20 protein-coding genes, 1 tRNA gene and 1 pseudogene are annotated in these 23,376 nt (G+C 63.9%); 14 read left to right on the plus strand and 8 right to left on the minus strand.

Annotated elements, in window-relative coordinates:
* Positions 1-9: 9 nt before the first annotated feature.
* Positions 10-324, minus strand: coding sequence for an ElaB/YgaM/YqjD family protein (locus AC2T3R_RS08115; protein ID WP_013971684.1), 315 nt, complete (start codon positions 322-324; stop codon positions 10-12).
* A gap of 313 nt (positions 325-637) precedes the next feature.
* Between AC2T3R_RS08115 and AC2T3R_RS08120 the strand changes: the two genes are divergently transcribed.
* The 5 genes from AC2T3R_RS08120 to AC2T3R_RS08140 all read left to right on the plus strand — a co-directional run bounded on the left by AC2T3R_RS08120 (position 638) and on the right by AC2T3R_RS08140 (position 4,006).
* Positions 638-1,846, plus strand: coding sequence for an ammonium transporter (locus tag AC2T3R_RS08120; protein WP_015269506.1), 1,209 nt, complete (start codon positions 638-640; stop codon positions 1,844-1,846).
* A gap of 70 nt (positions 1,847-1,916) precedes the next feature.
* The gene (locus tag AC2T3R_RS08125; RefSeq protein WP_004376101.1) at positions 1,917-2,156 is read left to right on the plus strand and encodes a glutaredoxin family protein; all 240 of its coding nucleotides are present in this window, start codon (positions 1,917-1,919) and stop codon (positions 2,154-2,156) included.
* Positions 2,157-2,264: 108 nt separating this feature from the next.
* Complete coding sequence (locus AC2T3R_RS08130; RefSeq protein WP_023661723.1) at positions 2,265-2,696, plus strand: D-Ala-D-Ala carboxypeptidase family metallohydrolase; 432 nt, start codon at positions 2,265-2,267, stop codon at positions 2,694-2,696.
* Positions 2,697-2,761: 65 nt separating this feature from the next.
* Positions 2,762-3,070: a hypothetical protein gene (locus AC2T3R_RS08135; RefSeq protein ID WP_039614911.1), complete on the plus strand. Its 309-nt coding sequence runs from the start codon at positions 2,762-2,764 to the stop codon at positions 3,068-3,070.
* 51 nt (positions 3,071-3,121) lie between these two features.
* The gene (locus AC2T3R_RS08140) at positions 3,122-4,006 is read left to right on the plus strand and encodes a pseudouridine synthase (protein ID WP_015269509.1); all 885 of its coding nucleotides are present in this window, start codon (positions 3,122-3,124) and stop codon (positions 4,004-4,006) included.
* 135 nt (positions 4,007-4,141) lie between these two features.
* Here the strand turns inward: AC2T3R_RS08140 and AC2T3R_RS08145 are convergent, their stop codons facing one another.
* The 3 genes from AC2T3R_RS08145 to acnA all read right to left on the minus strand — a co-directional run bounded on the left by AC2T3R_RS08145 (position 4,142) and on the right by acnA (position 9,625).
* A complete protein-coding gene (locus tag AC2T3R_RS08145) occupies positions 4,142-5,707 on the minus strand; it encodes a methyl-accepting chemotaxis protein (RefSeq protein WP_015269510.1) in 1,566 nt (521 codons plus the stop codon).
* A 200-nt stretch (positions 5,708-5,907) separates the two neighbouring features.
* Entirely contained in the window at positions 5,908-6,684 is a 777-nt protein-coding gene (locus AC2T3R_RS08150; RefSeq protein WP_486744908.1) for a CPBP family glutamic-type intramembrane protease, read from the minus strand.
* Positions 6,685-6,883: 199 nt separating this feature from the next.
* Entirely contained in the window at positions 6,884-9,625 is a 2,742-nt protein-coding gene (gene acnA, locus AC2T3R_RS08155; RefSeq protein ID WP_410953568.1) for an aconitate hydratase AcnA, read from the minus strand.
* Positions 9,626-9,841: 216 nt separating this feature from the next.
* Here acnA and rlmM point away from each other — a divergent pair, with 216 nt between their 5' ends.
* The 3 genes from rlmM to pdxB all read left to right on the plus strand — a co-directional run bounded on the left by rlmM (position 9,842) and on the right by pdxB (position 13,254).
* Entirely contained in the window at positions 9,842-10,906 is a 1,065-nt protein-coding gene (gene rlmM, locus AC2T3R_RS08160; protein WP_410953569.1) for a 23S rRNA (cytidine(2498)-2'-O)-methyltransferase RlmM, read from the plus strand.
* A gap of 902 nt (positions 10,907-11,808) precedes the next feature.
* On the plus strand, positions 11,809-12,051 hold the full coding sequence (gene tusA / locus AC2T3R_RS08165; RefSeq protein ID WP_486744909.1) for a sulfurtransferase TusA: 243 nt from the start codon (positions 11,809-11,811) through the stop codon (positions 12,049-12,051).
* A gap of 60 nt (positions 12,052-12,111) precedes the next feature.
* Complete coding sequence (gene pdxB, locus AC2T3R_RS08170; protein ID WP_486744910.1) at positions 12,112-13,254, plus strand: 4-phosphoerythronate dehydrogenase PdxB; 1,143 nt, start codon at positions 12,112-12,114, stop codon at positions 13,252-13,254.
* 184 nt (positions 13,255-13,438) lie between these two features.
* On the opposite strand, the gene AC2T3R_RS08175 is transcribed toward pdxB, so the two are convergent.
* Positions 13,439-13,612 (minus strand): PA1571 family protein, encoded by a 174-nt coding sequence (locus AC2T3R_RS08175; RefSeq protein ID WP_013971693.1) that lies wholly within the window; start codon positions 13,610-13,612, stop codon positions 13,439-13,441.
* 212 nt (positions 13,613-13,824) lie between these two features.
* On the opposite strand from AC2T3R_RS08175, the gene AC2T3R_RS08180 reads away from it, so the two are divergent.
* The 4 genes and pseudogenes from AC2T3R_RS08180 to mqo all read left to right on the plus strand — a co-directional run bounded on the left by AC2T3R_RS08180 (position 13,825) and on the right by mqo (position 19,285).
* Positions 13,825-15,588, plus strand: a complete 1,764-nt coding sequence (locus AC2T3R_RS08180) for an ABC transporter transmembrane domain-containing protein (protein WP_486744911.1) — start codon at positions 13,825-13,827, stop codon at positions 15,586-15,588.
* Between the two features lie 765 nt (positions 15,589-16,353).
* A pseudogene (locus AC2T3R_RS08185) lies at positions 16,354-16,464 on the plus strand (hypothetical protein); the annotation flags it as partial.
* Between the two features lie 228 nt (positions 16,465-16,692).
* Positions 16,693-17,397 (plus strand): methyl-accepting chemotaxis protein, encoded by a 705-nt coding sequence (locus tag AC2T3R_RS08190; protein ID WP_371053073.1) that lies wholly within the window; start codon positions 16,693-16,695, stop codon positions 17,395-17,397.
* A gap of 313 nt (positions 17,398-17,710) precedes the next feature.
* Complete coding sequence (mqo, locus tag AC2T3R_RS08195; protein WP_486744912.1) at positions 17,711-19,285, plus strand: malate dehydrogenase (quinone); 1,575 nt, start codon at positions 17,711-17,713, stop codon at positions 19,283-19,285.
* A 212-nt stretch (positions 19,286-19,497) separates the two neighbouring features.
* On the opposite strand, the gene AC2T3R_RS08200 is transcribed toward mqo, so the two are convergent.
* Together AC2T3R_RS08200 and AC2T3R_RS08205 are read right to left on the minus strand one after the other, a co-directional pair.
* Positions 19,498-19,574 (minus strand) — tRNA-Pro (locus AC2T3R_RS08200).
* An 80-nt stretch (positions 19,575-19,654) separates the two neighbouring features.
* A complete protein-coding gene (locus AC2T3R_RS08205) occupies positions 19,655-19,876 on the minus strand; it encodes a YgdI/YgdR family lipoprotein (RefSeq protein ID WP_013971697.1) in 222 nt (73 codons plus the stop codon).
* A gap of 188 nt (positions 19,877-20,064) precedes the next feature.
* Between AC2T3R_RS08205 and moaB the strand changes: the two genes are divergently transcribed.
* Both moaB and AC2T3R_RS08215 read left to right on the plus strand, forming a co-directional pair.
* Positions 20,065-20,604: a molybdenum cofactor biosynthesis protein B gene (gene moaB, locus AC2T3R_RS08210; protein ID WP_013971698.1), complete on the plus strand. Its 540-nt coding sequence runs from the start codon at positions 20,065-20,067 to the stop codon at positions 20,602-20,604.
* 22 nt (positions 20,605-20,626) lie between these two features.
* Entirely contained in the window at positions 20,627-21,814 is a 1,188-nt protein-coding gene (locus tag AC2T3R_RS08215; protein WP_043936090.1) for a molybdopterin molybdotransferase MoeA, read from the plus strand.
* On the opposite strand, the gene AC2T3R_RS08220 is transcribed toward AC2T3R_RS08215, so the two are convergent.
* Positions 21,803-23,050, minus strand: a complete 1,248-nt coding sequence (locus AC2T3R_RS08220) for a glycosyltransferase family 4 protein (RefSeq protein ID WP_015269519.1) — start codon at positions 23,048-23,050, stop codon at positions 21,803-21,805. The two genes, AC2T3R_RS08215 and AC2T3R_RS08220, sit on opposite strands and share 12 nt — an antisense overlap.
* Positions 23,051-23,376 lie beyond the last annotated feature (326 nt).

A 23,376-nucleotide genomic window follows, 5' to 3' on the forward strand; every position in this document is an offset into this window, starting at 1 on the left:
GGAAACCCCTCAGCGCCGGTTGGCCAGCAGGCCGATCAACAGGCCGACGCCAGCGGCAATGCCGATCGCCTGCCACGGTTTTTCCTGCACGTACTGTTCGGCACTGCTCAATGCTGCCTGGCCGCGTTCCCGCACCGAGTCCTGGGTCAGTTGCAGGGTTTCGCGGGCCTGGGTCAGGCGGTCGTGGATCTGTTCACGCAACTCGTCAGCCTGGTCGCCGGCCAGGTTGGCAGTGTCGGCCAGCAGCTTCTCGGTGTCGCGGACCAGTGCCTGGAAGTCAGCCATCAATATCTCTTGTGCAGTCTTTGCCGATTTGCTGGCCATGGGTATCTCCCTGTCGATGAGTGTTGGTAGTTCGAGTAATAGCACGCGCGGAAGGTTCAAGTACCGGCGCTGGTATGGGCCTTGCTAAGGCTTTGCCACGTTGCGGGGCGCCCTGGGCGGGTATTGCGCCGATTCAGGGCGTCAGCGCAGCGGATACCGATAAACCTTAACTCAATCCACGACAAACCCAAGAAAAAACCAAGCAGGCTCCGCCCGGTTCACCGAAACGGGGCAGGGAGCTGGCACCGATTCGGTGCAGGGATGCAGGTTCTTGAACTGTCCTGGTGCCTTTTTCAGCAGGTCTGCCTATTTCATGGAAAACATGCACAGCGCGATGGACTCTCTGGTCCACGGTTCAAACACCCTGTTCATTCTCATGGGCGCCATCCTGGTGCTGGCGATGCATGCCGGCTTCGCGTTTCTCGAAGTGGGCACTGTACGCCACAAGAACCAGGTCAACGCCTTGTCGAAGATTCTCAGCGACTTCGCTATTTCGGCATTGGTGTACTTCTTCATCGGCTACTGGATCGCCTACGGGGTCAGCTTCTTCCAGCCGGCGGCAGCGCTGGCTGCCGACCATGGCTATGCGCTGGTCAAGTGCTTCTTCCTGCTGACCTTCGCTGCGGCGATCCCGGCAATCATCTCCGGGGGCATCGCGGAGCGGGCGCGATTTGTGCCGCAACTGTGTGCCACGGCGTTGATCGTAGCGTTCATCTACCCGTTCTTCGAGGGCGTGGTGTGGAACGGCAACCTGGGCGTCCAGGCCTGGTTGCAGGCACGCTTCGGCGCGCCGTTCCATGATTTTGCCGGCTCGGTGGTGGTGCATGCCATGGGCGGCTGGCTGGCGCTGGCGGCGGTGTTGCTGCTGGGTGCGCGCCGTGGGCGCTACCGCGATGGCCGGTTGGTGGCGTTTGCCCCGTCGAGCATTCCCTTTCTGGCATTGGGGTCGTGGATCCTGATCATCGGCTGGTTCGGCTTCAACGTCATGAGTGCCCAGACCCTGCAAGGTGTCAGCGGCCTGGTGGCGATCAACTCGCTGATGGCCATGGTCGGTGGCACCCTGTCGGCCTTGCTGGCCGGGCGTAACGACCCGGGCTTCCTGCATAACGGGCCGCTGGCCGGGCTGGTAGCGGTTTGTGCCGGTTCCGACCTGATGCACCCGATTGGTGCGCTGGCCACCGGCCTGGTGGCGGGGGCGCTGTTCGTCTGGACCTTTACCGCGGCGCAAAACCGCTGGAAGATCGACGATGTGCTGGGTGTGTGGCCGTTGCATGGCCTGTGCGGCGTATGGGGTGGCATGGCCTGCGGCATCTTCGGCCAGGAGGTGCTGGGTGGCATGGGCGGTGTCAGCCTGGTCAGCCAATTGCTGGGCAGCCTGATGGGCGTGGTGGTGGCATTGGCCGGCGGTTTTGCCGTGTATGGTGCAATCCGCGCGCTGCATGGGCTGCGCTTGAGCCATGAGCAGGAGTTCCAGGGCGCGGACCTGTCGCTACACCGTATCGGCGCCACCAGCCAGGATTGAGCCAGGTCAGGTGCACTGTGGGCAGGACGGACCTAGAATAGGTTTCTCCCTGCCAAAGCGGACTTGCCCCATGCTGCCTGAATGCCAACTGTTCGGCACCCTCGGCTGCCACCTGTGTGAAGTGGCCGAGGCCGTGCTGATGCCCTTCGTCGATCATGGCCTGCTGGTGGAACTGGTCGACATTGCCGAGAACGAAACTCTGTTCGAACGCTATGGCCTGATCATTCCGGTGCTGCGCCGTTGTGACAACGGCGCCGAGCTGCACTGGCCGTTCGATGCCGAACAGGTGGTGGCGTTTCTCGCGCAGTAATTGCGCCAGGGGAGGTCTGTCCCTGCTCCATGCGGTGTGCAGCGTTGTGATGATCCGCTGCCGGCACGTTGAGGCCGGCATCCTTCACCGGTCATCAGGAATCCAGCCATGCGCATTACCCCCCATTTCACCCTCGATGAAATGACTGTTTCGCAGCTCGCCGCCAGGGAAGGGCTCGACAACAATCCTCCAGCCGAGGCGCGTGCCAACCTGCAGTTGCTGTGCAATGCACTGGAGCAGGTGCGTGCGCTGTTCGGCGCACCGGTCATCGTCAGCAGTGGCTATCGCAGCCCCGCAGTCAATCAGCGCATTGGCGGGACGCTGACGAGCAAGCATCTGCAGGGGCTGGCGGCTGATTTCACGGTGATTGAAGTGACCCCGCGCGAGGTTGTGCGACGGATCAGCGAAAGCACCATCCCCTTCGACCAGCTGATCCTCGAATTCGATGACTGGGTGCACCTGGCCGTGTCGCGCGGCGCCCCTCGGCGCCAGGTGTTGACCATCCGTAAAGGCACCGGCTATCTGCCGGGCCTGCAATGAAGCGCATTGACGGCGGCAAGGGGATATTCGTATGCTGTATATAAATACAGTGTCGAGGTGAAGCCATGCTCAATGTCGAGCAACTCAAGTACAGCGTCAACCGCATGCCCGTCGAGCGGGTGGCCGACGCTGTTCTGGAACTGCGCCTCGAAGGCCTGGTGACCGACGACCGCACGCCGTTCGGCAAGGTCCACTTCAATACCTGCTTCGCCGAGATCGAGGCCCTGTTCCAGCGTGCCGGCTATCACCGCGGGCTGGATGTGGTGGGGTATCAGGGGTTGCTGTATGCCCTCTACGACCCTGGGCGCTGGGAGCCGGTGCAGGTGTTGCGCTGGCTGAAGGATCGCTGCGAGGCCATTGCCCAGGCTGGTTGAGGGCGCGGGCTTGGGGGATAATGCGCGGCCGTGAACGTTTCGAGCCCTGCCATGACCACGCCTTTCGACCCCGCCCGCCAGCAAGCCAGCACGGTGTGCCTGCCCCCCGGTAACTGGGCGACGGTGCTCGACTGCCTGTGTGACCATTTCAAGGCCATCGACCGCGCCCAGTGGCTCGATCGTTTTGCCCGTGGCCGGGTGCTTGATGCCGAAGGGCGGGCGGTTTCTGCCGAACTGCCTTACAAGCGCGGTATGCGATTGCACTACTTCCGTGAGGTGCCGAACGAGCGGCCGATCCCGGTGCAGGAGGCCATACTGCATGTGGATGAGCACCTGGTGGTAGCCGACAAGCCGCATTTCCTGCCTGTGACGCCGACTGGTGAATACGTCGAACAGACCTTGCTGCGCCGTCTGATCCGCCGCCTGGGCAACCCGCATCTGGTGCCGTTGCACCGTATCGACCGGCATACCGCCGGGCTTGTGCTGTTTTCCGCCAACCCGCAGAGCCGCAGTGCCTACCAGCGGCTGTTCCCCGAACGACGCATCGACAAGCGCTACCAGGCAATTGCGGCGGCCATGCCGCAGCACGATTTCCCGCTGGTGCACAAAAGTCGCCTGGTACATGGCGAGCCGTTTTTCCGCATGCACGAGGTAGAGGGGGAGGCCAACAGCGAAACCCTGGCCGAAGTGCTGGAGAAGAATGGCGAGCTATGGCGTTACGGGCTGTCGCCGGTAACTGGCAAGACCCATCAGTTGCGCGTGCACATGGCAGCGCTGGGGGCGGGGATCTGCAATGACCCATTCTATCCGCAGCTTCTCAACGACGAGGACGACTACCAGCGGCCGCTGAAGTTGCTGGCGCAGAGCCTGCGCTTTGCAGACCCGCTGAGCGGGGAAGAACGCTACTTCGAGAGCTGTTTGCAGCTGGATTGGTAGTCTGGACGGGGTCGTTGTAGGAGCGGCCTTGTGTCGCGATGGGCCGCGAAGCGGCCCCGGCATTTTTTGCATCACCGCTGAACTCCAGGGGCCGCTTCGCGGCCCATCGCGACACAAGGCCGCTCCTACAGGGCCCTAGCGGTTAAACCGCTCCACCAGCGAGTACTGGGTACCCGCCGTACTGGTCAGCTCTTCGCTGAGCAGCGCCGAGTGCTGGGCCTGTTCGGCAGTCTGGTCGGCCAGGTCGGCGATGGTGCTGATGTTGCGGCTGATCTCGTCAGCCACTGCAGTCTGCTCTTCGGTCGCTGCAGCAATCTGGGTGGCCATGTCGGTGATGTTGGCCACCGCTTCACTGATACCCACCAGCGCCTCGTCGGCCTGCATCACACGGTCGACGCCTTCCTGCGCCTGGCGATGGCCGGTTTCCATGGTCAGTACGGCATTGCTGGCGGTTTGTTGCAGCTTGGCGATCAGGCCGTGGATCTGCCCGGTGGATTCGGCAGTGCGCTGGGCCAGCTGGCGCACTTCGTCGGCCACCACGGCAAAGCCTCGGCCCATTTCACCGGCACGTGCCGCTTCGATCGCCGCGTTCAGCGCCAGCAGGTTGGTCTGGTCGGCGATGCCCTTGATCACATCGACCACGCCACCAATCTCGTCGCTGTCCTTGGCCAGTTGCGTCACCGTCTGGCCGGTTTCGCCCACCGCCGCCGACAGGCGCTCGATGGCCTCGCGGGTTTCACCGGCAATCTGCCGGCCCTGGCTGGTCAGGCGGTTGGCTTCCTGGGTGGCATCGGCGGTGCGCTGCACGTGGTTGGCCACTTCCTGGGTGGTGGCGGCCATCTGGTTGACCGCAGCGGCAACCTGCTCGGTCTCCACCCGTTGGCGCTCCAGGCCCGAAGAGCTCTTGTGCGCAAGCGCGTCAGACTGGCGCGCCTGTTCGCTGAGGTGTTCGGCGCTGTCCTGCAGGCGGGTCAGGCAGGTTTTCATGCGCGCGTCCTGGCTGAGCATGGCCATTTCCAGGCGCGCCTGCACGCCCCGGCTGTCGGTGTACATCTGCGCGATCAGCGGGTCGGAGGTGGTTTGCTCGGCCAGGCGCAGCAGGCGCTTGAGGCCGCGCTGCTGCCAGCTCAGGCCCAGCAGGCCCAGCGGTACGGAAAGCCCGGCAGCCAGGGCGAAGCCCCAGGAATGGCCCAGCCAGTTGCCGATCAGGAAGCCCACCTGGCTGATCAGGATGAACGGCAACCAGTCCTGCAGCACCGGTAGCCACTTGTCCCGGCGCGGTACCGGCGGCTTGCCCTGGTTGATGCGCTGGTACAGCGCCTCGGCGCGGCGGACCTGCTCGGCGGTGGGCTTGACCCGCACCGATTCGAAGCCGACCACCTGGTTGTTGTCGAAGATCGGCGTGACATAGGCGTTGACCCAGTAATGATCGCCGGACTTGCAGCGGTTCTTGACGATGCCCATCCACGGCTGGCCCTGCTTGAGGGTTTGCCACATGTGAGCAAACACCGCTGGCGGCACGTCAGGGTGGCGCACCAGGTTATGCGGGGCACCGGTCAGTTCTTCGCGGGTGAAACCACTGATCTCGATGAAGGCATCGTTGCAGTAAGTGATCACACCTTTGGCATTGGTGGTGGAGATCAACCGCTGCTGGGCAGGGAAAGTCCGTTCTCTCTGGGTAATCGGCTGGTTGTTACGCATGGGTTGATAGTCCGCAGGGCTTTCGACTGGTATCGGCAAGCCGCTGGTTTTATTGAATGAATAATTAATGTGCTTGACCTGTGGCAGCAGGCCATCACTTTAGGTCTGGGTTAGCCAACGAGCACGTTCAAGTAATTTAGCGTCATTATTTCGTTTTTACCGCTGTTTAATGACGGATAAGTCGAATGATGACCGAATGGCTAGCCAAGAGCCAGCATCGGATAGCTGAACAGGGTGAAATGCACCAGGTTCAGGCCAAAATGGCAGAGCACCGCAGCCGCCACGCCGCCCCAGCGGTACGCCAGGCCGTAGCCGATACCGGCAAGGGTGGCCAGGTATACCCATTGCCAGCCGTCCCCCAGGTGGGCCAGGCCGAACAGCAAGGCGGCGGCGAACAATGCCAGCCCTTGGTGGCGCAGCAGCCGTTGCAGGCCGGCCTGGATGTAGCCGCGGAACAACAGTTCTTCGGTCAGGCTTACCAGCAGCAGGTTGTTCAGCAGCCAGAGCCAGGCTTGGTCGGGCCATTTCGGGGCCCAGGCCAGCATGCCCATTGCCCAGGCGCTGCCCAGGCAGGCGAGCAGGGTCAGGGGCAGGGCGTACAGCAGGCTGGTCGCCAGGCCTTGGCTGCGCCACAGGAACAGCCAAGGGCAGGCCAGCAGCAGCCAGGCGCCGATCAGCGGTTTGTCCAGGTTCAGGTACATCGTGAAGGGCAGGGCGCCAGGGCTGAGGACAACGCCGTCGATGACCTTGGCAGCGTTGAAGCCGGGCAGCCAGTGCAATGCCAGGGCGATGGCCGAGAGGATGAACAACGTGTGGCCGAGGGCTTGTTGCCAGCGCTGGGGGCGGCGAGCGAGCAGGGCGCTGGCAAGCAGGGCGAGAAAGGTGGGCAGGGTGGTGATGCCGAGGTTGCCATAGCTCAGGGCGAGGGTGTAGCCGAGCGCCAGGAGTAAAAGTGCGATCAGGTTGAAGCGAGGCACGAGTGGTCCTTTTCGGGTAAACGGAAACGGGCCGCTACGCGTCGTCTGTAGGAGCGGCCTTGTGTCGCGATGGGCCGCATAGCGGCCCCAAATTTCAGCTTCGCCGCCGCTATCCAGCGGGTCCGCTGCGCGCCCCATCGCGACACAAGGCCGCTCCTACAGGCGATCGGCGTGCACGGCAGCCCCAAGCATACGCGCCTCAACCAGCAATCAGCTGGCGCAACACATAATGCAATATCCCCCCTGCCTTGAAGTACTCCACTTCATTCACGGTATCGATCCGGCACAGCACCTCGATCTGCTCGTGCTGCCCATCCTCGCGGGTGATGCGCAAGGGCAAGCTCATGCCCGGGCGGATCTGTGTACCGTTCAAGCCCAGCACATCGATCTTCTCCTTGCCGGTCAGTCCCAGTTGCTTGCGGTTGTGCCCGGCCTTGAATTGCAGCGGCAGTACGCCCATGCCTACCAGGTTGGAGCGGTGAATGCGCTCGAAGCTTTCCGCCAGTACCGCTTTGACCCCCAGCAGGTTGGTGCCTTTGGCGGCCCAGTCGCGGCTCGAGCCGGTGCCGTATTCCTGGCCGGCGATCACCACCAGCGGCGTGCCTTCCTGCTGGTAGCGCATGGCCGCGTCGTAGATCGACAGCTTCTCGCCACTGGGCACGTGCAGGGTGTTGCCACCTTCTTCGCCCGCCAGCATTTCGTTGCGGATGCGGATGTTGGCGAAGGTGCCGCGCATCATCACTTCATGGTTGCCACGCCGTGAGCCGTAGGAGTTGAAGTCGTGGGGCTCCACGCCCTGCTCACGCAGGTAGCGCCCGGCCGGGCTGTCGGCCTTGATGTTGCCGGCCGGGGAAATGTGGTCGGTGGTCACCGAGTCACCCAGTAGCGCCAGGATCCGCGCACCCTGGATGTCGGTGACCTGCGGGGGTGGCCCGCCGATGTCGTCGAAGAACGGCGGATGCTGGATATAGGTAGAATCGGCCTGCCACACGTAGGTGGCCGCCTGCGGTACCTCGATGGCCTGCCACTGTGCATCGCCGGCGAACACTTCGGCGTATTCCTTGTGGAACATCGCCGTGTCTACCTTGGCCACGGCAGCGGCAATTTCCTGCTGGCTGGGCCAGATGTCGCGCAGGTACACCGGCTGGCCATCCTTGCCGGTGCCCAGAGGGTCGCGGGTCAGGTCCAGGCGTACGCTGCCGGCCAGGGCATAGGCCACCACCAGTGGCGGCGAGGCCAGCCAGTTGGTCTTGACCAGCGGGTGCACGCGGCCTTCGAAGTTGCGGTTACCCGACAACACAGAAGCCACCGTGAGGTCGGCGCTGCCGATGGCTTTTTCGATCGCTTCATCCAGCGGGCCGGAGTTGCCGATGCAGGTTGTGCAGCCATAGCCGACCAGATCGAACCCCAATTGGTCCAGATAGGTGGTTAGCCCGGCGGCCTTGAAGTAGTCGGTGACCACCTTGGAGCCCGGCGCCAGCGAACTCTTGACCCAGGGTTTGCGTTGCAGGCCTTTCTCCAGGGCCTTTTTCGCCACCAGCCCGGCGGCCATCATCACACTGGGGTTCGAGGTGTTGGTACACGAGGTGATCGCGGCAATCACCACGGCGCCATCGCGCAGGGTGTGGGTCTGGCCTTGATGGCTGTAGTCGATCTCCCCAGCCTGGTCGGCGTTGCCCACCGCCACGCCGCCGCCACCTTCGCTTTCCAGGCGGCTGACCTCTTTGGCCAGCGGTTTGGGTTGCAGTTCGATGAAGTGGTCGAAGGCCTGGCTGACCTGGCCCAGGGCTACCCGGTCCTGCGGCCGCTTGGGCCCGGCCAGGCTGGCCTCGACCTCTTGCATGTCCAGCGCCAGGCTGTCGCTGAACAGTGGCTCCTGGCCCGGCTGCCGCCACAAGCCCTGGGCTTTGCAGTACTGCTCGACCAGTTGCACCGTCGCCTCGGGGCGGCCGGACAGGCGCAGGTAGTCCAGGGTCACCTGGTCGACGGGGAAGAAGCCGCAGGTGGCACCGTATTCCGGGGCCATGTTGGCGATAGTTGCCCGGTCGGCCAAGGGCAGCTCTGCCAGGCCGTCGCCGTAGAACTCGACGAACTTGCCCACCACGCCCTTCTTGCGCAGCATCTGCGTCACCGTCAGCACCAGGTCGGTGGCGGTGATGCCTTCGCGCAGCTTGCCGGTCAGCTTGAAGCCGATCACTTCAGGGATCAGCATCGACACCGGCTGGCCGAGCATGGCCGCCTCCGCTTCGATCCCGCCCACGCCCCAGCCGAGCACGCCGAGGCCGTTGATCATGGTGGTATGCGAATCGGTACCGACCAGGGTGTCGGGGAAGGCGTAGGTTCGGCCATCGGCCTCACGGGTCCAGACGGTGCGGCCGAGGTATTCGAGGTTGACCTGGTGGCAAATACCAGTACCCGGCGGTACCACGCGGAAGTTGTCAAAGGCGCTCTGGCCCCAGCGCAGGAAGGCATAGCGCTCGCCGTTGCGCTGCATTTCGATGTCGACGTTCTCGCTGAAGGCCTGCGGCGTGCCGTAGCGGTCGACCATCACCGAATGGTCGATCACCAGGTCCACGGGTGAAAGCGGGTTGATCCTCTGCGGGTCGCCGCCGGCCTTGGCCATGGCAGCGCGCATGGCGGCCAGGTCGACCACGGCCGGCACACCGGTAAAGTCCTGCATCAGCACCCGCGCCGGGCGGTACTGGATCTCGCGGTCGGAGCGTCGCTCGCCCAGCCATTGGGCGAGGGCGCGCAGGTCGTCGCCGGTGACGGTCTTGCCGTCCTCCCAGCGCAGCAGGTTTTCCAGCAGTACCTTCAGCGACATGGGCAGGCGCTGCAGGTCGCCCAGTAGGCGGGCGGCCTCGGTGAGGCTGAAGTAGTGGTAGGTCTGGTCGCCGACCTTGAGGGATTTGAGGGTATTCAGGCTATCGAGCGAGGGCATTGCCAACTCCTTCTGCGCAGGTGCCTGGCAAGATATGCCTGTGGCACCGCTGTGTATCGATCCGCACGGCACGGACCTGGCTGAAAGGTCAGGTTAGACCGCTTTGCGTCAACTGACCCTTTTCTGGACCGGCGGGGCGTGTCGCAGGTTCCGATCTTCCTTTATCATCGCCGCCCTGCCGGCGCCTGTGGCGCGCCAGCCGTAGTGGAGTGAGAGATGAATACCCTGTTCATGCATTGCCGGCCCGGTTTCGAGGGTGAGGTGTGCGCCGAAATCAGCGAACATGCCGCCCGCCTGGGCGTTGCCGGCTATGCCAAAGGCAAGCCGCAGAGTGCCAGTGCCGAGTTTGTCTGTAGCGAGGAGGGCGGTGCCGAGCGCTTGATGGGGGAGCTGCGCTTCAACCAGCTGATTTTCCCGCGGCAGTGGGCTCGTGGCGGTTATGTCGAACTGCCGGAAAGCGACCGTATCAGTGTGCTGCTGGCGCATCTGGCCGGGTTCCCGGTGTTCGGCAGCCTGTGGCTGGAGGTGCTGGACAGTAACGAAGGCAAGGAACTGTCCACCTTCTGCCGCAAGTTCGAGGTGCCGCTGCGCAAGGCTTTGGAAAAGGCCGGCCGCCTGGTCGACGATGCCAGCCGCCCACGCCTGCTGCTCACCTTCATCAGCGGCCGCCGGGTATTTGCCGGTGTTGCCCAGGCCAACAACAGTGCACTGTGGCCCATGGGCATCCCGCGTCTGAAGTTCCCCCGCGAGGCGCCCAGCCGCTCGACCCTCAAGCTGGAAGAGGCCTGGCATCAGTTCATCCCGCGCGAGCAGTGGGAGCAGCGCCTGGGCGATGACATGACCGGTGTCGACCTGGGGGCCTCGCCGGGTGGCTGGACCTACCAGCTGGTGCGCCGGGGCATGCTGGTGACCGCCATCGACAACGGGCCGATGGCCGAAAGCCTGATGGACACCGGGTTGGTTCAGCACCTGATGGCCGATGGTTTCACTTGGCAACCGAAGCAGCCGGTGGACTGGATGGTGTGCGACATCGTCGAGAAACCGGCCCGTACCACCTCGCTGATCGAGACCTGGCTGGGCGAGGGGTTGTGCCGTGAAGCTGTGGTCAACCTGAAGCTGCCGATGAAACAGCGTTATGCCGAAGTACGCCGGCTGCTCGACCGCATGGAGGCGACCTTCAAGGCGCGCAAGATCAAGGTGTCGATTGCTTGCAAGCAGCTGTATCACGACCGTGAGGAAGTGACCTGCCATCTGCGCCGGTTGGACTTGAAGCCGCGCTAGCACAGCGAACCGCTTTGCTCTTGCTCTTGCTCTTGCTCTTGCTTCGGCTTTTGCTTCTAAGCGCGCGATAGTTCAGGCGCCGCCGATTGCGACTTCAGGAGGCCGAGCGAAGGGACTGCGGAGGGAGGTGACGGGCATGGATGCCCGTCAAGCGCTGAGGCCCCATGGATGGGGCCTGCAGCGCGTACTCCCGGGAGCAGGCCCGTAGCGAGGGGACCCCGGAGCGAAGCGTAGGGGCCGGATGATAGGAGCCAGCGTTTTTTGGTTACTTTTTGTCGCGTTTGACAAAAAGTGACCCGCCGTAAGGGCGGAAAGGTGAATAAGCGCCACCTTCGCAAATGAATGTTGACCTTGTTGTTGATGCCCACGCTTGAAAGCGAAGAGCGAAGAGCGAAGAGCGAAGAGCGGAAAAGTACTGGTCTTGATCTCGCGCATAGTCCATTTACGATGGCGACGGTTACTCACCTTTTCGCCCTTACGGCGAGTCACTTTTTGTCAAACGCGACAAAAAGTAACCAAAAAACGCTGCGCTCCCATCATCCGGCCCCTCCGCTACGCTACGGGGTTCCCTCGCGCCGGTCTTGCTCCCGGGAGGACGCGCTGCAGGCCCCATCCATGGGGCCTCAGCGCTTGACGGGCATCCATGCCCGTCACCTCCCTCCGCAAGCCCTCTGCTCGGCCTCCTGAAGTCGCGAAGATCAAGATCAAGATCAAGATCAAGATCAAGATCAAGATCAAGATCAAGATCAAGATCAAGATCAGGAGCAGGAGCAGGAGCAGGAGCAGGAGCAGGAGCAGGAGCAGGAGCAGGAGCAGGAGCAGGAGCAGGGCGCGTCTTCACAGGCGGTGCTTGGACCACGTCGCGCGATGCGCGACAATAGCGATCATTTGCGGAGTCCCCCATGACCAATTTCACCCCCGACGCCATCCTCGACGCCACCGGCCTGAACTGCCCGGAACCGGTAATGATGCTGCACCAGCACGTGCGCAACCTGGCCGCTGGCGGCCTGCTCAAGGTCATCGCCACCGACCCCTCGACCCGCCGCGATATCCCCAAGTTCTGCAACTTCCTCGGCCACGAACTGCTGCAGCAGCAGGAAGACGCCGGTACCTTCCTGTACTGGATTCGCAAGAAAGCCGACTGAACCGCTCTGGAACACGTCTGGCGTTGCGCCTACACTGCGTTCCCCAGACAGGAGAGCGCCATGCTGATAGTTGCCGACGAGAACATCCCGCTGCTCGATGCATTCTTCCAGGGTTTCGGCGAAATCCGCCGTTACCCCGGCCGAAGCCTCGATACCGCCAGCGTAAGGGACGCCGACATTCTACTGGTGCGCTCGGTGACCAAGGTCGACCGCCAGTTGCTCGAAGGCAGCCGCGTGCGCTTCGTCGGCACCTGCACCATCGGCACCGACCACCTCGACCTGAACTACTTTGCCGAAGCCGGCATCCACTGGAGCAGCGCACCGGGCTGCAATGCCCGCGGCGTGGTCGATTATGTGCTGGGCAGCCTGCTGACCCTGGCCGAGCTGGATGGCGTGGCACTGCCCGAGCGCGTGTATGGCGTAGTGGGCGCGGGTGAGGTGGGTGGCCGCCTGGTGCGGGTGCTGCACGGCCTTGGCTGGAAGGTACTGGTATGCGACCCGCTGCGCCAGGCCGCCGAGGGCGGTGACTACGTCAGCCTCGAGACCATCCTGCAACAGTGCGATGTGATCAGCCTGCACACCCCCTTGCAGCGTGGCGGCGACCACCCGACCTGGCACCTGCTGGGCCAGGCGCAGCTGGCACAGTTGCGCCCGGGTGCCTGGCTGGTCAACGCCAGCCGTGGCCCGGTAGTGGACAACGCCGCCCTGCGCGAATTGCTGCTGGACCGCGAAGACCTGCATGCGGTGCTGGATGTGTGGGAGGGTGAGCCGCAGGTCGACCTGCAACTGGCCGACCTGTGCACATTGGCTTCGCCGCACATTGCCGGCTACAGCCTTGACGGCCGCCAGCGTGGTACGGCGCAGATCTACCAGGCGCTGTGCCGCTTCCTCGGTGTGGATGAACAGGTGCAACTGGCCGACTTGCTGCCCCGGCCACCGCTGGCGCAGATCGAACTGGATGCCAGCGCCGACCCGGCCTGGGCCTTGGCCACCCTGTGCCGCGCGGTTTACGACCCACGCCGCGACGATGCCGATTTCCGCCGCAGCCTCAGCGACGACCCGCAGCAGCAGCGCGCAGCGTTCGACCAGTTGCGCAAGCAGTACCCGCCACGGCGCGAGATCGAGGGGCTGGCGGTGCGCGTGCGCGGGGAGTCGCCGCAGTTGGCGCAGCTGGTCAGTGCCTTGGGTGGGGTGTTGGTCTGACAGCCTTTCGAAACCTGTACCGGCCTCTTCGCGGGCTTGCCCGCTCCCACAGGGACCACACAGACCCTAAGGTGGGGACCTGTGGGAGCGGGCGAGCCCGCGAAGAAGGTTGAGCTGGTCTGTCAGGATTATCCAAGGCAAATAAAAACCCGGCGCAAGCGCCGGGTTGCAAGGAATTCGCCGATCAACCTTTGCGTACGCGCTCTACCCGGCTTTCTTCCAGGGCCTTGCAGGCCTGCTGGATCATCTGCTCGGTGATCGGTACTTCGCGCCCCTTCGCATCGATGATCGAACCGCACACCTGCGGCGGTGGTGTGGTCCGGGGCTTCTGGTTGTCGCTGCCATGCTGCAAGCTCATGTATTGTCTCCTCATCAGGTTCAAGCGCAGGTTAACCCTGTGCCGTGACTGGCCTGTGACAGTACCTGCAGGGTCACGGCAGGCACAGTCCAACAGAAACGGCAGTAAAGCTCCATAGCCTGGTTAGACCGATAGGCTATAGCAACCCTGCAAGGGTTCCACAGGCGTGGATGAGTGGTAGGCTGCGGTTTCCCACCATTGTGGTCAGCGCCATGCCCGAATCGGTTTCCCCACGTCAACGCCGCGCCTTGCGCCTGGGTTGGCAGTTTATCCGTCCTTACCGTCGCCAGGTGATGCTTGCCTTGCTGGCCCTGATAGTCACCGCCGCCATCACCCTGTCCATGGGCCAGGGCATCCGCCTGCTGGTGGACCAGGGCTTCATGACCCGCTCCGCGCATCAGCTCAACCAGACCATCGGCCTGTTCCTGCTGCTGGTGTTGGCCCTGGCGGTGGGTACCTTCAGCCGCTTCTACCTGGTGTCGTGGATCGGCGAGCGCTGCGTGGCCGATATCCGTCGAGCCGTGTTCGACCACCTGATCGGCTTACATCCCGGGTTTTTCGAAGACAACCGCAGCTCCGAGATCCAGTCACGCCTGACCGCCGACACCACCTTGCTGCAATCGGTAATCGGCTCTTCGCTGTCGATGTTCCTGCGCAACGCGCTGATGGTCATCGGTGGTGTGGTGTTGCTGTTTATCACCAATCCCAAGCTCACCAGCATCGTGGTGGTGGCCCTGCCGCTGGTGCTGGCGCCGATCCTGCTGTTTGGCCGCCGGGTACGCAGCCTGTCGCGGCAGAGCCAGGACCGGGTAGCCGATGTAGGCAGCTATGTGGCCGAGACACTCGGGCAGATCAAGACCGTGCAGGCCTACAACCACCAGGCGCATGACCGCGAGCTGTTCGCCGGTACGGTCGAAGCGGCTTTTGCCGTGGCCCGGCAGCGTATTGCCCAGCGTGCCTGGCTTATCACCCTGGTGATCGTGCTGGTACTGGGAGCGGTGGGGGTGATGTTGTGGGTTGGCGGCATGGACGTGATCGCCGGACGTATTTCCGCGGGCGAACTGGCCGCCTTCGTGTTCTACAGCCTGATCGTCGGCAGTGCCTTCGGCACCCTCAGCGAGGTGATCGGCGAGTTGCAAAGGGCGGCGGGCGCCGCCGAGCGCATTGCCGAACTGTTGGCGGCGCGCAGTGCAATCCTGCCGCCCGCCGTGGCGCAGGTGCTGCCGCAGCAGCGGGCCAGTGGGCGTATCGAACTGCAGCAGTTGGTGTTCGCCTACCCGTCACGGCCCTCGGTGGCGGCTGTCGATGGCCTGAGCCTGGCCATCGAGCCGGGGCAGACCGTGGCACTGGTGGGCCCCTCGGGGGCGGGCAAGTCGACCTTGTTCGATTTGTTACTGCGCTTCTATGAGCCCCAGCAGGGGCGCATCCTTCTCGATGGCAAGGCGATCACCGAACTTGACCCCGATCACCTGCGCCAGCAGTTCGCCCTGGTGGCACAGAACCCCTCGCTGTTTCGCGGCACGGTCGAGGCCAACATCCGCTATGGCCGGCCCGAGGCGACCCTGGCCGAGGTCGAGGCAGCCGCCCGGGGTGCCCATGCCGACGCATTCATCCGGCAATTGCCGCAGGGCTACCAGACACAGCTGGGCGAGGGCGGCATCGGCTTGTCCGGCGGGCAGCGGCAGCGCCTGGCCATTGCCCGTGCGTTGCTGGTCGATGCGCCGATCCTGTTGCTGGACGAAGCCACCAGCGCACTCGACGCACAAAGCGAACACCTGATCCAGCAGGCGCTGCCCAGCCTGATGGCCGGGCGCACCACACTGGTGATCGCCCATCGTCTGGCTACGGTCCAGCATGCCGACCGTATCGCGGTCATCGACAAGGGCCGGCTGGTGGCGGTGGGGACGCATCGCCAGTTGATCGAAGAGAGCCCGCTGTATGCGCGGCTGGCGGCCTTGCAGTTCACCACGGGGTAGCTTGCAGTGGCCTTGTAACATTTCTGTAGTATTTGCCTGAGAGTATCTAGCCCAACTGTTGCGTAAGTGCTCGACCTGGCTGCCATTGCTTGATGGCAGCCTTTTTTTGGCCTGCCCGCAACCGGGCTGCGTTGCGCCTTGTTGCCAGCTTGCGCGGCCCTCCGGTCTTCCTCCTGCTTTCCGAGATCCAAGATGTTGCGTAAATCCCTCAGAGTGCAAATTCTCTCCCTGCTCGGCGGCAGTCTGGTGGCGATGTTGCTGATCGCCCTGGTGTGCTTCCAGTTCCTTTCGTCCAGCGTGCGCGGCTACGCCGAGCTGGTCGACGGGCCGCTGCGGGCCTCGCAGTTGATCGACGAAGCCAACCTGCAGTTCAAGATCCAGGTGCAGGAGTGGAAGAACGTGTTGTTGCGCGGGCGCCAGCCGGCTGATATGGACAAGTACTGGCAGCAGTTCCAGGCTCGCGAGCAGCAGGTGCAGCAACTGCTCGGGCAATTGATCGACAGCAGCGACGCCAGGCTCAAGGCGCCGCTGCAGCAACTGCGTGACAGCCACCGGCAGCTGGGCCAGGCCTATGCGCAGGGGCGCCAGGCATTCCAGGCGGCGGGCGGCGACCCGGTGGCCGGCGACCAGGCGGTCAAGGGCGTGGACCGCGCCGTCAGCGAGCAGATGAGCGAACTGGTCGAGCAACTGCGTGCCGATGCCCGTCAGCACGCCGCCAGCCTCAGTGCCGGCGCCGAGCGCACGGTATGGCTGGGCTTGCTGGTGATGCTGGCCTCGGCCGTGCTGGTGGGGCTGCTCAGCCTGTGGCTGGTCAACCGCAGCCTGATCGAGCCGATCCGCCAGTTGATCGAGTATGTCGCGCAACTGAGCCAGGGCCGCTTTGCCGCCCGGGTAGACAGCCGCCGTGAGGACGAACTGGGCCGTCTGGCGCGGGCCGCCAACACCCTGCGCGATTTCCTCGCCGACACGGTCGGCCGGCTGCAGGACAACGCCCAGGAACTGGAAGGGGCCAGCGGCCAGCTGCGCAGCATCGCCGGCGACATGGCCCGTGGTACCCACGACCAGTTTCAGCGCACCGACCAGGTGGCCACGGCCATGCACGAGATGTCCGCCACTGCCCAGGAGGTCGCCCGCCACGCCGCCGAGGCCGCCCGCGCGGCGGACGATGCCGACCACAGTGCCCAGGCGGGCGAGCAGGTGATGCAGCAGACCATCGACATCATCGGCGCGGTCAACCGCGAAATTGCCGGCACGGCGGCGGTGATTCGCGACCTGGAGCATGACAGCGCGCGCATTGGCAAAGTCCTTGAAGTGATCCGCGGCATTGCCGAGCAGACCAACCTGCTGGCGCTCAACGCGGCCATCGAAGCGGCCCGTGCCGGCGAGGCCGGGCGAGGTTTTGCGGTCGTCGCCGATGAAGTGCGCAGCCTGGCCCAGCGCACGGCGGCGTCGATCGCCGAGATCCACCAGATCATTGAGGCGGTGCAGTCGGGGGCGGTGGAGGCGGTCAAGGCCATCGAAAGCGGCCAGCAGCGCAGCGAGGAGGGTGCCGAGCAGGTGCAGCAGGCCGGGCAGATGCTGCAGCGCATCACCCTGGCAGTGGAAGCGATCCGCGACATGAACCGGCAGATCGCCACGGCGGCCGAAGAACAGACCAGCGTCGCCGAGGACATCTCCTGCAACCTGATCGAAATCACCCGCATCGCCACGGCCAACCAGCAGGCGGTGCAGCATACCGAACAGGCGGGGCAGCGCCTGCATGGGTTGTCGGGGCAGCTGGGTGAAGTCACCTCCCGCCTCAGCGCCTGATGCCCAGTCATGCCTGACGCGGTCCCTGTAGGAGCGGCCTTGTGTCGCGATGGGCCGCAAGGCGGCCCCAATGTCTCGGCAACAGTGCTGATATCGCAGGGGGCTGCTTTGCAGCCCATCGCGACACAAGGCCGCTCCTACAAGGGCAGCGCAAGGCGGGGAAATCCGCCATTTCATTGCAGTGCATCCGGCCCCCCTGGCGGATTGTCGCCATGCTCCCCGTCGCCCGCCCCCTGTATTCACTGCTCCAGACCCAGTTGGCACGTTCCCTGCTCAAGGCGGCGCGCGTGTACACAACAACTGGATAACATCAATGAAGAAATTCCTGCTGACGTTCCTCTGCCTGGGCGTCATCGGCTGCTCCAAACCCGCGGAACCGGAAAAGACCGTCGACGTGCTGCTGATCGGCGGTGGCATCATGAGTGCCAGCCTGGGTACCTACCTCACCGAGCTGGAGCCCTCCTGGAAGATCGACGTCTACGAGCGCCTGGATCAGGTGGCCGAAGAAAGCTCCAATGCCTGGAACAACGCCGGCACCGGTCACTCCGCGTTCTGCGAGTTGAACTACACCAGTGTGGGCAAGGACGGCAATATCGATATCAGCAAGGCCGTGGGGGTCAACGAGCAGTTCGAGGTGTCCAAGCAGTTCTGGGCCTACCAGGTCGAGCAGGGCGTGCTGAGCAACCCGAAGTCGTTCATCAACAACGTGCCGCACATGAGTTTTGTCTGGGGTGACGACAACGTCGCCTTCCTGCACAAGCGCGTCGACGCCCTGCAGCACAGCTCGCTGTTCCGCGGCATGGAAATCTCCGAAGACCACGAGCAGATCCGCAAGTGGGCGCCGCTGGTGATGGAGGGCCGTGACCCGGGGCAGAAGGTCGCCGCCACGCGCATGGCCATCGGTACCGACGTGAACTTTGGCGAAATCACCCGCCAGTTGTTCGCCGCGATGACCCGCAACCCCAATGTGTCGCTGAACCTGCGCCATGAGGTGCGTGACATCGTGCGCAACGACGACGGCACCTGGCATGTGCGGGTGGCCGATCTGGCCAACGGCGGCGAGGAAAAGGTCGTCAACGCCCGCTTCGTGTTCATTGGTGCCGGTGGTGGCGCGCTGAAGCTGCTGCAGAAGTCGGGCATCCCTGAAGCCGAAGGCTATGCCGGCTTCCCGGTCGGTGGTCAGTTCCTGATGACCGACAACCCCGACCTGGTCGCCCGCCACCAGGCCAAGCTGTACGGCAAGGCCTCGGTTGGCGCGCCGCCGATGTCGGTACCGCACCTGGACACGCGGATGATCGATGGCAAGCAGGTGCTGCTGTTCGGCCCGTTCGCCACCTTCTCCACCAAGTACCTCAAGCACGGCTCGCTGCTGGACATGTTCGCCTCGCTGAACAGCCACAACGTGCTGCCGATGGTCAATGCCGGTATCGACAACATCGACCTCAGCACCTACCTGATGGGGCAGCTGATGCTCAGTTTCGATGACCGCATGAACGCGCTGCGCGAGTACTTCCCCAACGCCAAGAACGAAGACTGGAAGTTGCTGCAGGCCGGCCAGCGGGTGCAGGTGATCAAGAAGGACCCGGTCCTGGGCGGTGTGCTGCAGTTCGGTACTGAAGTGGTGGCGGCGCAGGACGGCAGCATCGCTGCGTTGCTGGGAGCTTCGCCGGGTGCCTCGACAGCGGCTCCGATCATGCTGACCGTGCTGGAAAAGACCTTCAAGGACCGTATCCAGTCGCCAGCCTGGCAGGCCAGGCTCAAGGAAATCGTGCCAAGCTATGGGCAAAAGCTGAACAACAATCTGGCGCTGACCAACCAGACCCGGGCATGGAGCAGTGAACGCCTGCAGTTGCTGTATGTGCCGGTGGAGGCCGAGCAAGCGTTATGACCGCTTGACGCAGCCCTTTGTAGGAGCGGCCTTGTGTCGCGAGAGGGCTGCGAAGCAGCCCCGGCGATATGTGTAGCGATGCCGGAATCTGGGGCCGCTTTGCGGCCCATCGCGACACAAGGCCGCTCCTACAGGGCGCGCGCGCGCTGGGGCAGGGCACTTTTCAACGCACAACAAAAAGCCCGCACAAGGCGGGCTTTTTGACGAGGATTTGGTCGGAGAGACAGGATTCGAACCTGCGGCCTTCTCGTCCCGAACGAGACGCGCTACCTGGCTGCGCTACACTCCGATGAAGGAAATCCTACTGCATACTTTTTTTGCACGCAAGCCCTTGTTGTTAAAAGGGCCTTTGCAAAAAACAGGCTGCGATCAGAGCTCTTTGACGGTGCGGATCTGGTCCTTGTTCAGGCGCGTGCGCTTGCCGTCCAACTGCTCGAATTCGTAGAAGCCGGAGTCTTCATCATACTTCGGTGTGTCGGTGGCCTGGATTTCGCGACCGTCGTTCAGGGTAATGACGGTTGGCGATGCGCAGCCAGCGAGGGCGCCCAGGCCCAAGGCGAGCAGGAAGGCGGGTAGGGTCCGTTGAATCATCGTGTTTCTCCAGTGCGATGGTGCTAGATGACATTAAGACGCAGGGTGTCCACGCAAGTTCCGTCTACAGTGCAGCATAGCGGCAAACCTGTGGCATTGATCGAGGGCAAGGGCCACGGGCGTCAAGCTGTGATGGGCGCGTGCTGTGTTATAACTGCGGCCATCCCATCTTCTTGTGACGGACCCCCATGAAAGCCAAGGCAGATACCCCCTTCGTGCCGCTGAACATCGCCGTGCTCACAGTCAGCGACACCCGCACCTTCGACACCGATACCTCCGGCCAGATGTTCGTCGACCGCCTGAGCGCGGCTGGCCATCGCCTGGCCGAGCGCGTGCTGCTCAAAGACGACTTGTACAAGATTCGCGCCCAGGTCGCCACCTGGATTGCCGATGACAGCGTGCAGGTAGTGCTGATCACCGGCGGCACCGGCTTTACTGGCCGCGACAGCACGCCCGAGGCCGTGGCCTGCCTGCTGGACAAGCAGGTAGAAGGTTTTGGTGAGCTGTTCCGGCAGATTTCCGTGGCCGACATCGGCACCTCCACCGTGCAGTCCCGCGCCCTGGCCGGGCTGGCCAACGGCACCCTGGTGTGCTGCCTGCCGGGTTCGACCAACGCGGTGCGCACGGGTTGGGACGGCATCCTCGCCGAGCAGCTGGACGCCCGTCATCGCCCGTGCAACTTCGTGCCGCACCTGAAGCAGGCAGCGGCCTGCGACAGCCGTGGCTGAGGTTACCCAGGCCCGGCCGCTGATGCCGGTAGAGCAGGCCTTGGAGCAGCTGCTGGCATTGGCCGAAGCGGCACCGATCCGTGATACCGAGAACCTGCCACTGGCCGAGGCCGAAGGCCGTGTGCTGGCCACCCACCTGGTGGCCTCGCTCGACCTGCCGCCTTGGCCGAACAGCGCCATGGACGGTTACGCCCTGCGCCTGGCCGACTGGCAGGGCGAACCTCTGCCGGTCAGCCAGCGGATTTTCGCCGGCCATGCGCCGCAGCCGCTGCAGCCGGGTACCTGCGCACGCATCTTCACCGGGGCACCGCTGCCCGAAGGTGCCGACTGCGTCGAAATGCAGGAAAACACCGAAGTGGCGGAGGATGGCCGGGTACGCTTTCTCGAAGCGCTGAAGACCGGGCAGAACATTCGTCCCCAGGGCCAGGAAACCCGCAAGGGCGAACAGGTGATGAGCGCCGGCACCCGGCTTGGGCCGATCGAGCTGGGCCTGGCCGCGACCTTGGGCCACGGCCGGCTGGATGTGGTGCGCAAGGTGCGGGTGGCGGTGTTGTCCACCGGTGACGAACTGGTCGAACCTGGCCTGCCGCTGGGGCCGGGACAGATCTACAACAGTAACCGCCGACTGCTGGTCAGCTGGTTGCAGCGGCTGGGCTGCGAGGTGGTTGATGCGGGCATCCTGCCGGATGACCTGGCACGTACCCGCACCTGCCTGGCTGAACTGGGCGATGTCGACCTGATCCTGTCCACCGGCGGTGTCTCGGTGGGTGAGGCCGACTACCTCGGTGCCGCCCTGCGCGAAGCCGGCGAGCTGGCCTTGTGGAAGCTGGCGATCAAGCCGGGCAAGCCGCTGACCTTCGGCCACTTCCAGGGCGTGCCGGTAATCGGCCTGCCGGGTAACCCAGCCTCGACCCTGGTCACCTTCGGCCTGCTCACCCGGCCCTACTTGTTGCGGCGTCAGGGCGTGACCGATGTTACGCCGTTGCGCTTTGACATGCCGGCCGGCTTTGACTGGCCCAAGGCTGGCACGCGCCGCGAGTACCTGCGCGCCCGCATCGAGCAAGGCCAAGTGCGCATCTACAAGAACCAGAGTTCGGGCGTACTGCGCAGTGCGGCCTGGGCCGAGGGGCTTGTAGAAGTGCGTGAAGGCAGTACACCGAAGCAGGGTGACAGCGTGCCCTTCATTCCCTTCAGCGAACTACTTGGCTGAGCGGCCCAGCCAGGCACTGGCCAGCGGCGCGGCCTCGACCGGTGCCGCCAGGGCCAGGCGCATGTGCACGTTCTCCAGTTGCTGGGCGGCCACGCTCCAGTCGTGGCGCTGGCGGGCAAACTGGCGCCCGGCGTCGCTCAACTGGCTCATGCGCCAGGGCTGGTTGAGCAACTGGGTGATCAGCAGCGCCAACTGGTCGCCATCCTCACTGCCCAGGTAGTGCTCACCGTTGTTCGCGGCCAGGCCTGAAACGCCCTTGCCAGTGGTGATTACCGGCAAGCCGGCGGCCATCGCTTCGAGGATTTTTACCTTGGAGCCACCGGCATAGCGCAGTGGTGCGAAGAACAGTGCCGAGCGCCGCTGCAGTTCACGCAGGTCGGGGCGGTAGCCGAACCATTCGATGCGCGGGTCGTTCCAGTGCAGTTTCCAGCTGGCCGGCATGGCATGCCCGGCAATCGCCAGGCGCACCGCCGGGTTGCTCATCCAGACCTGCGGCATGATGTCTTCCAGCGCCCATTCGATGGCCTCCAGGTTGGCACCATACTCGAAGTTGCCAACGAACAGCAGGCGCTGGCTGTGCAGCGCGGGTTGCACATGCTGGTAGAAATCACAGTCCACGCCATTGACCACCACGTTCACCGGGCGCCCGCTGATCTGTGCGATCAATTCGGCATCGTGGGCGCTGACTGCCACCAGTTCGGTGGGTTGGTGCAATACCCGCTGTTCCCAGCGTCGATAACGCCAGCGGTCGAAGGCGTTGAGCGGGCGTAACCATAGCGGCAGGCGATCGTGGTTGGCGCCCCCCATCACTGATTCCAGGGTGTGCTCGCTAAGCATGTACGGCAGCCCGCGTGCCTGCAGGGCTTTTTCGAAGGGCTGGAAGCTGTAGCTGTGCTCGATCTGGATCACGTCCCAGGGCTCGTCCAGCAATTGCTCGAAGCGGTGCCGCAGGCAAGGGGCCAGACCATTGATAATTGCGCGCATGGGGTAAGCGATAATCGGCGAGGCCAGCAGGTTGAGCGGGCTGTGCAGGGGCCGTCGGGGCAGCACGATCAGGCGCTCGAGCAGCGGCTCCAGGGCCTCGCGGGCGGCATCGTCAAGGGGGATCTTCGATTGCACCAGCAGGGTAATCCGGTGGCCCCGCTGTGCCAGTGCGCGTATCAGGTGGTATTGCCGGGTCTTGCTGCCGCTGGTGGTTGGCCAGGGCAGGTACGGCAGTGTCCAGAGAATGCGCATGACCCGGAATCCTCGCTAAAGGCTGCGGATAGCAAGACGCGCCCATGGGCAGCAGTGGTAGAACCACTGCCGGGGGCGCGTCCGTGGCAATAAAGTGTATCTGCTGAGCATAGCCGTGCATTGCCAGGCGTGTGGGAAAAGACAGGCCTACGCAATTAAATACTGGGAGCGGCCTAATGCCAGTCAGTTAAGGTTTCTACAGGCTTTACTGGGGCTGCAAAGCAGCCCCGAATTGCTTAACTGACAGGCACTGGGGAGCGGCCTGCTATTTTTTCGGGCGCATGCAACGATCCGCGACTGCAAAGGGTCGAGATCTGGGTTGATCA

The organism is Pseudomonas sp. PVC-5-1 (assembly GCF_057444345.1).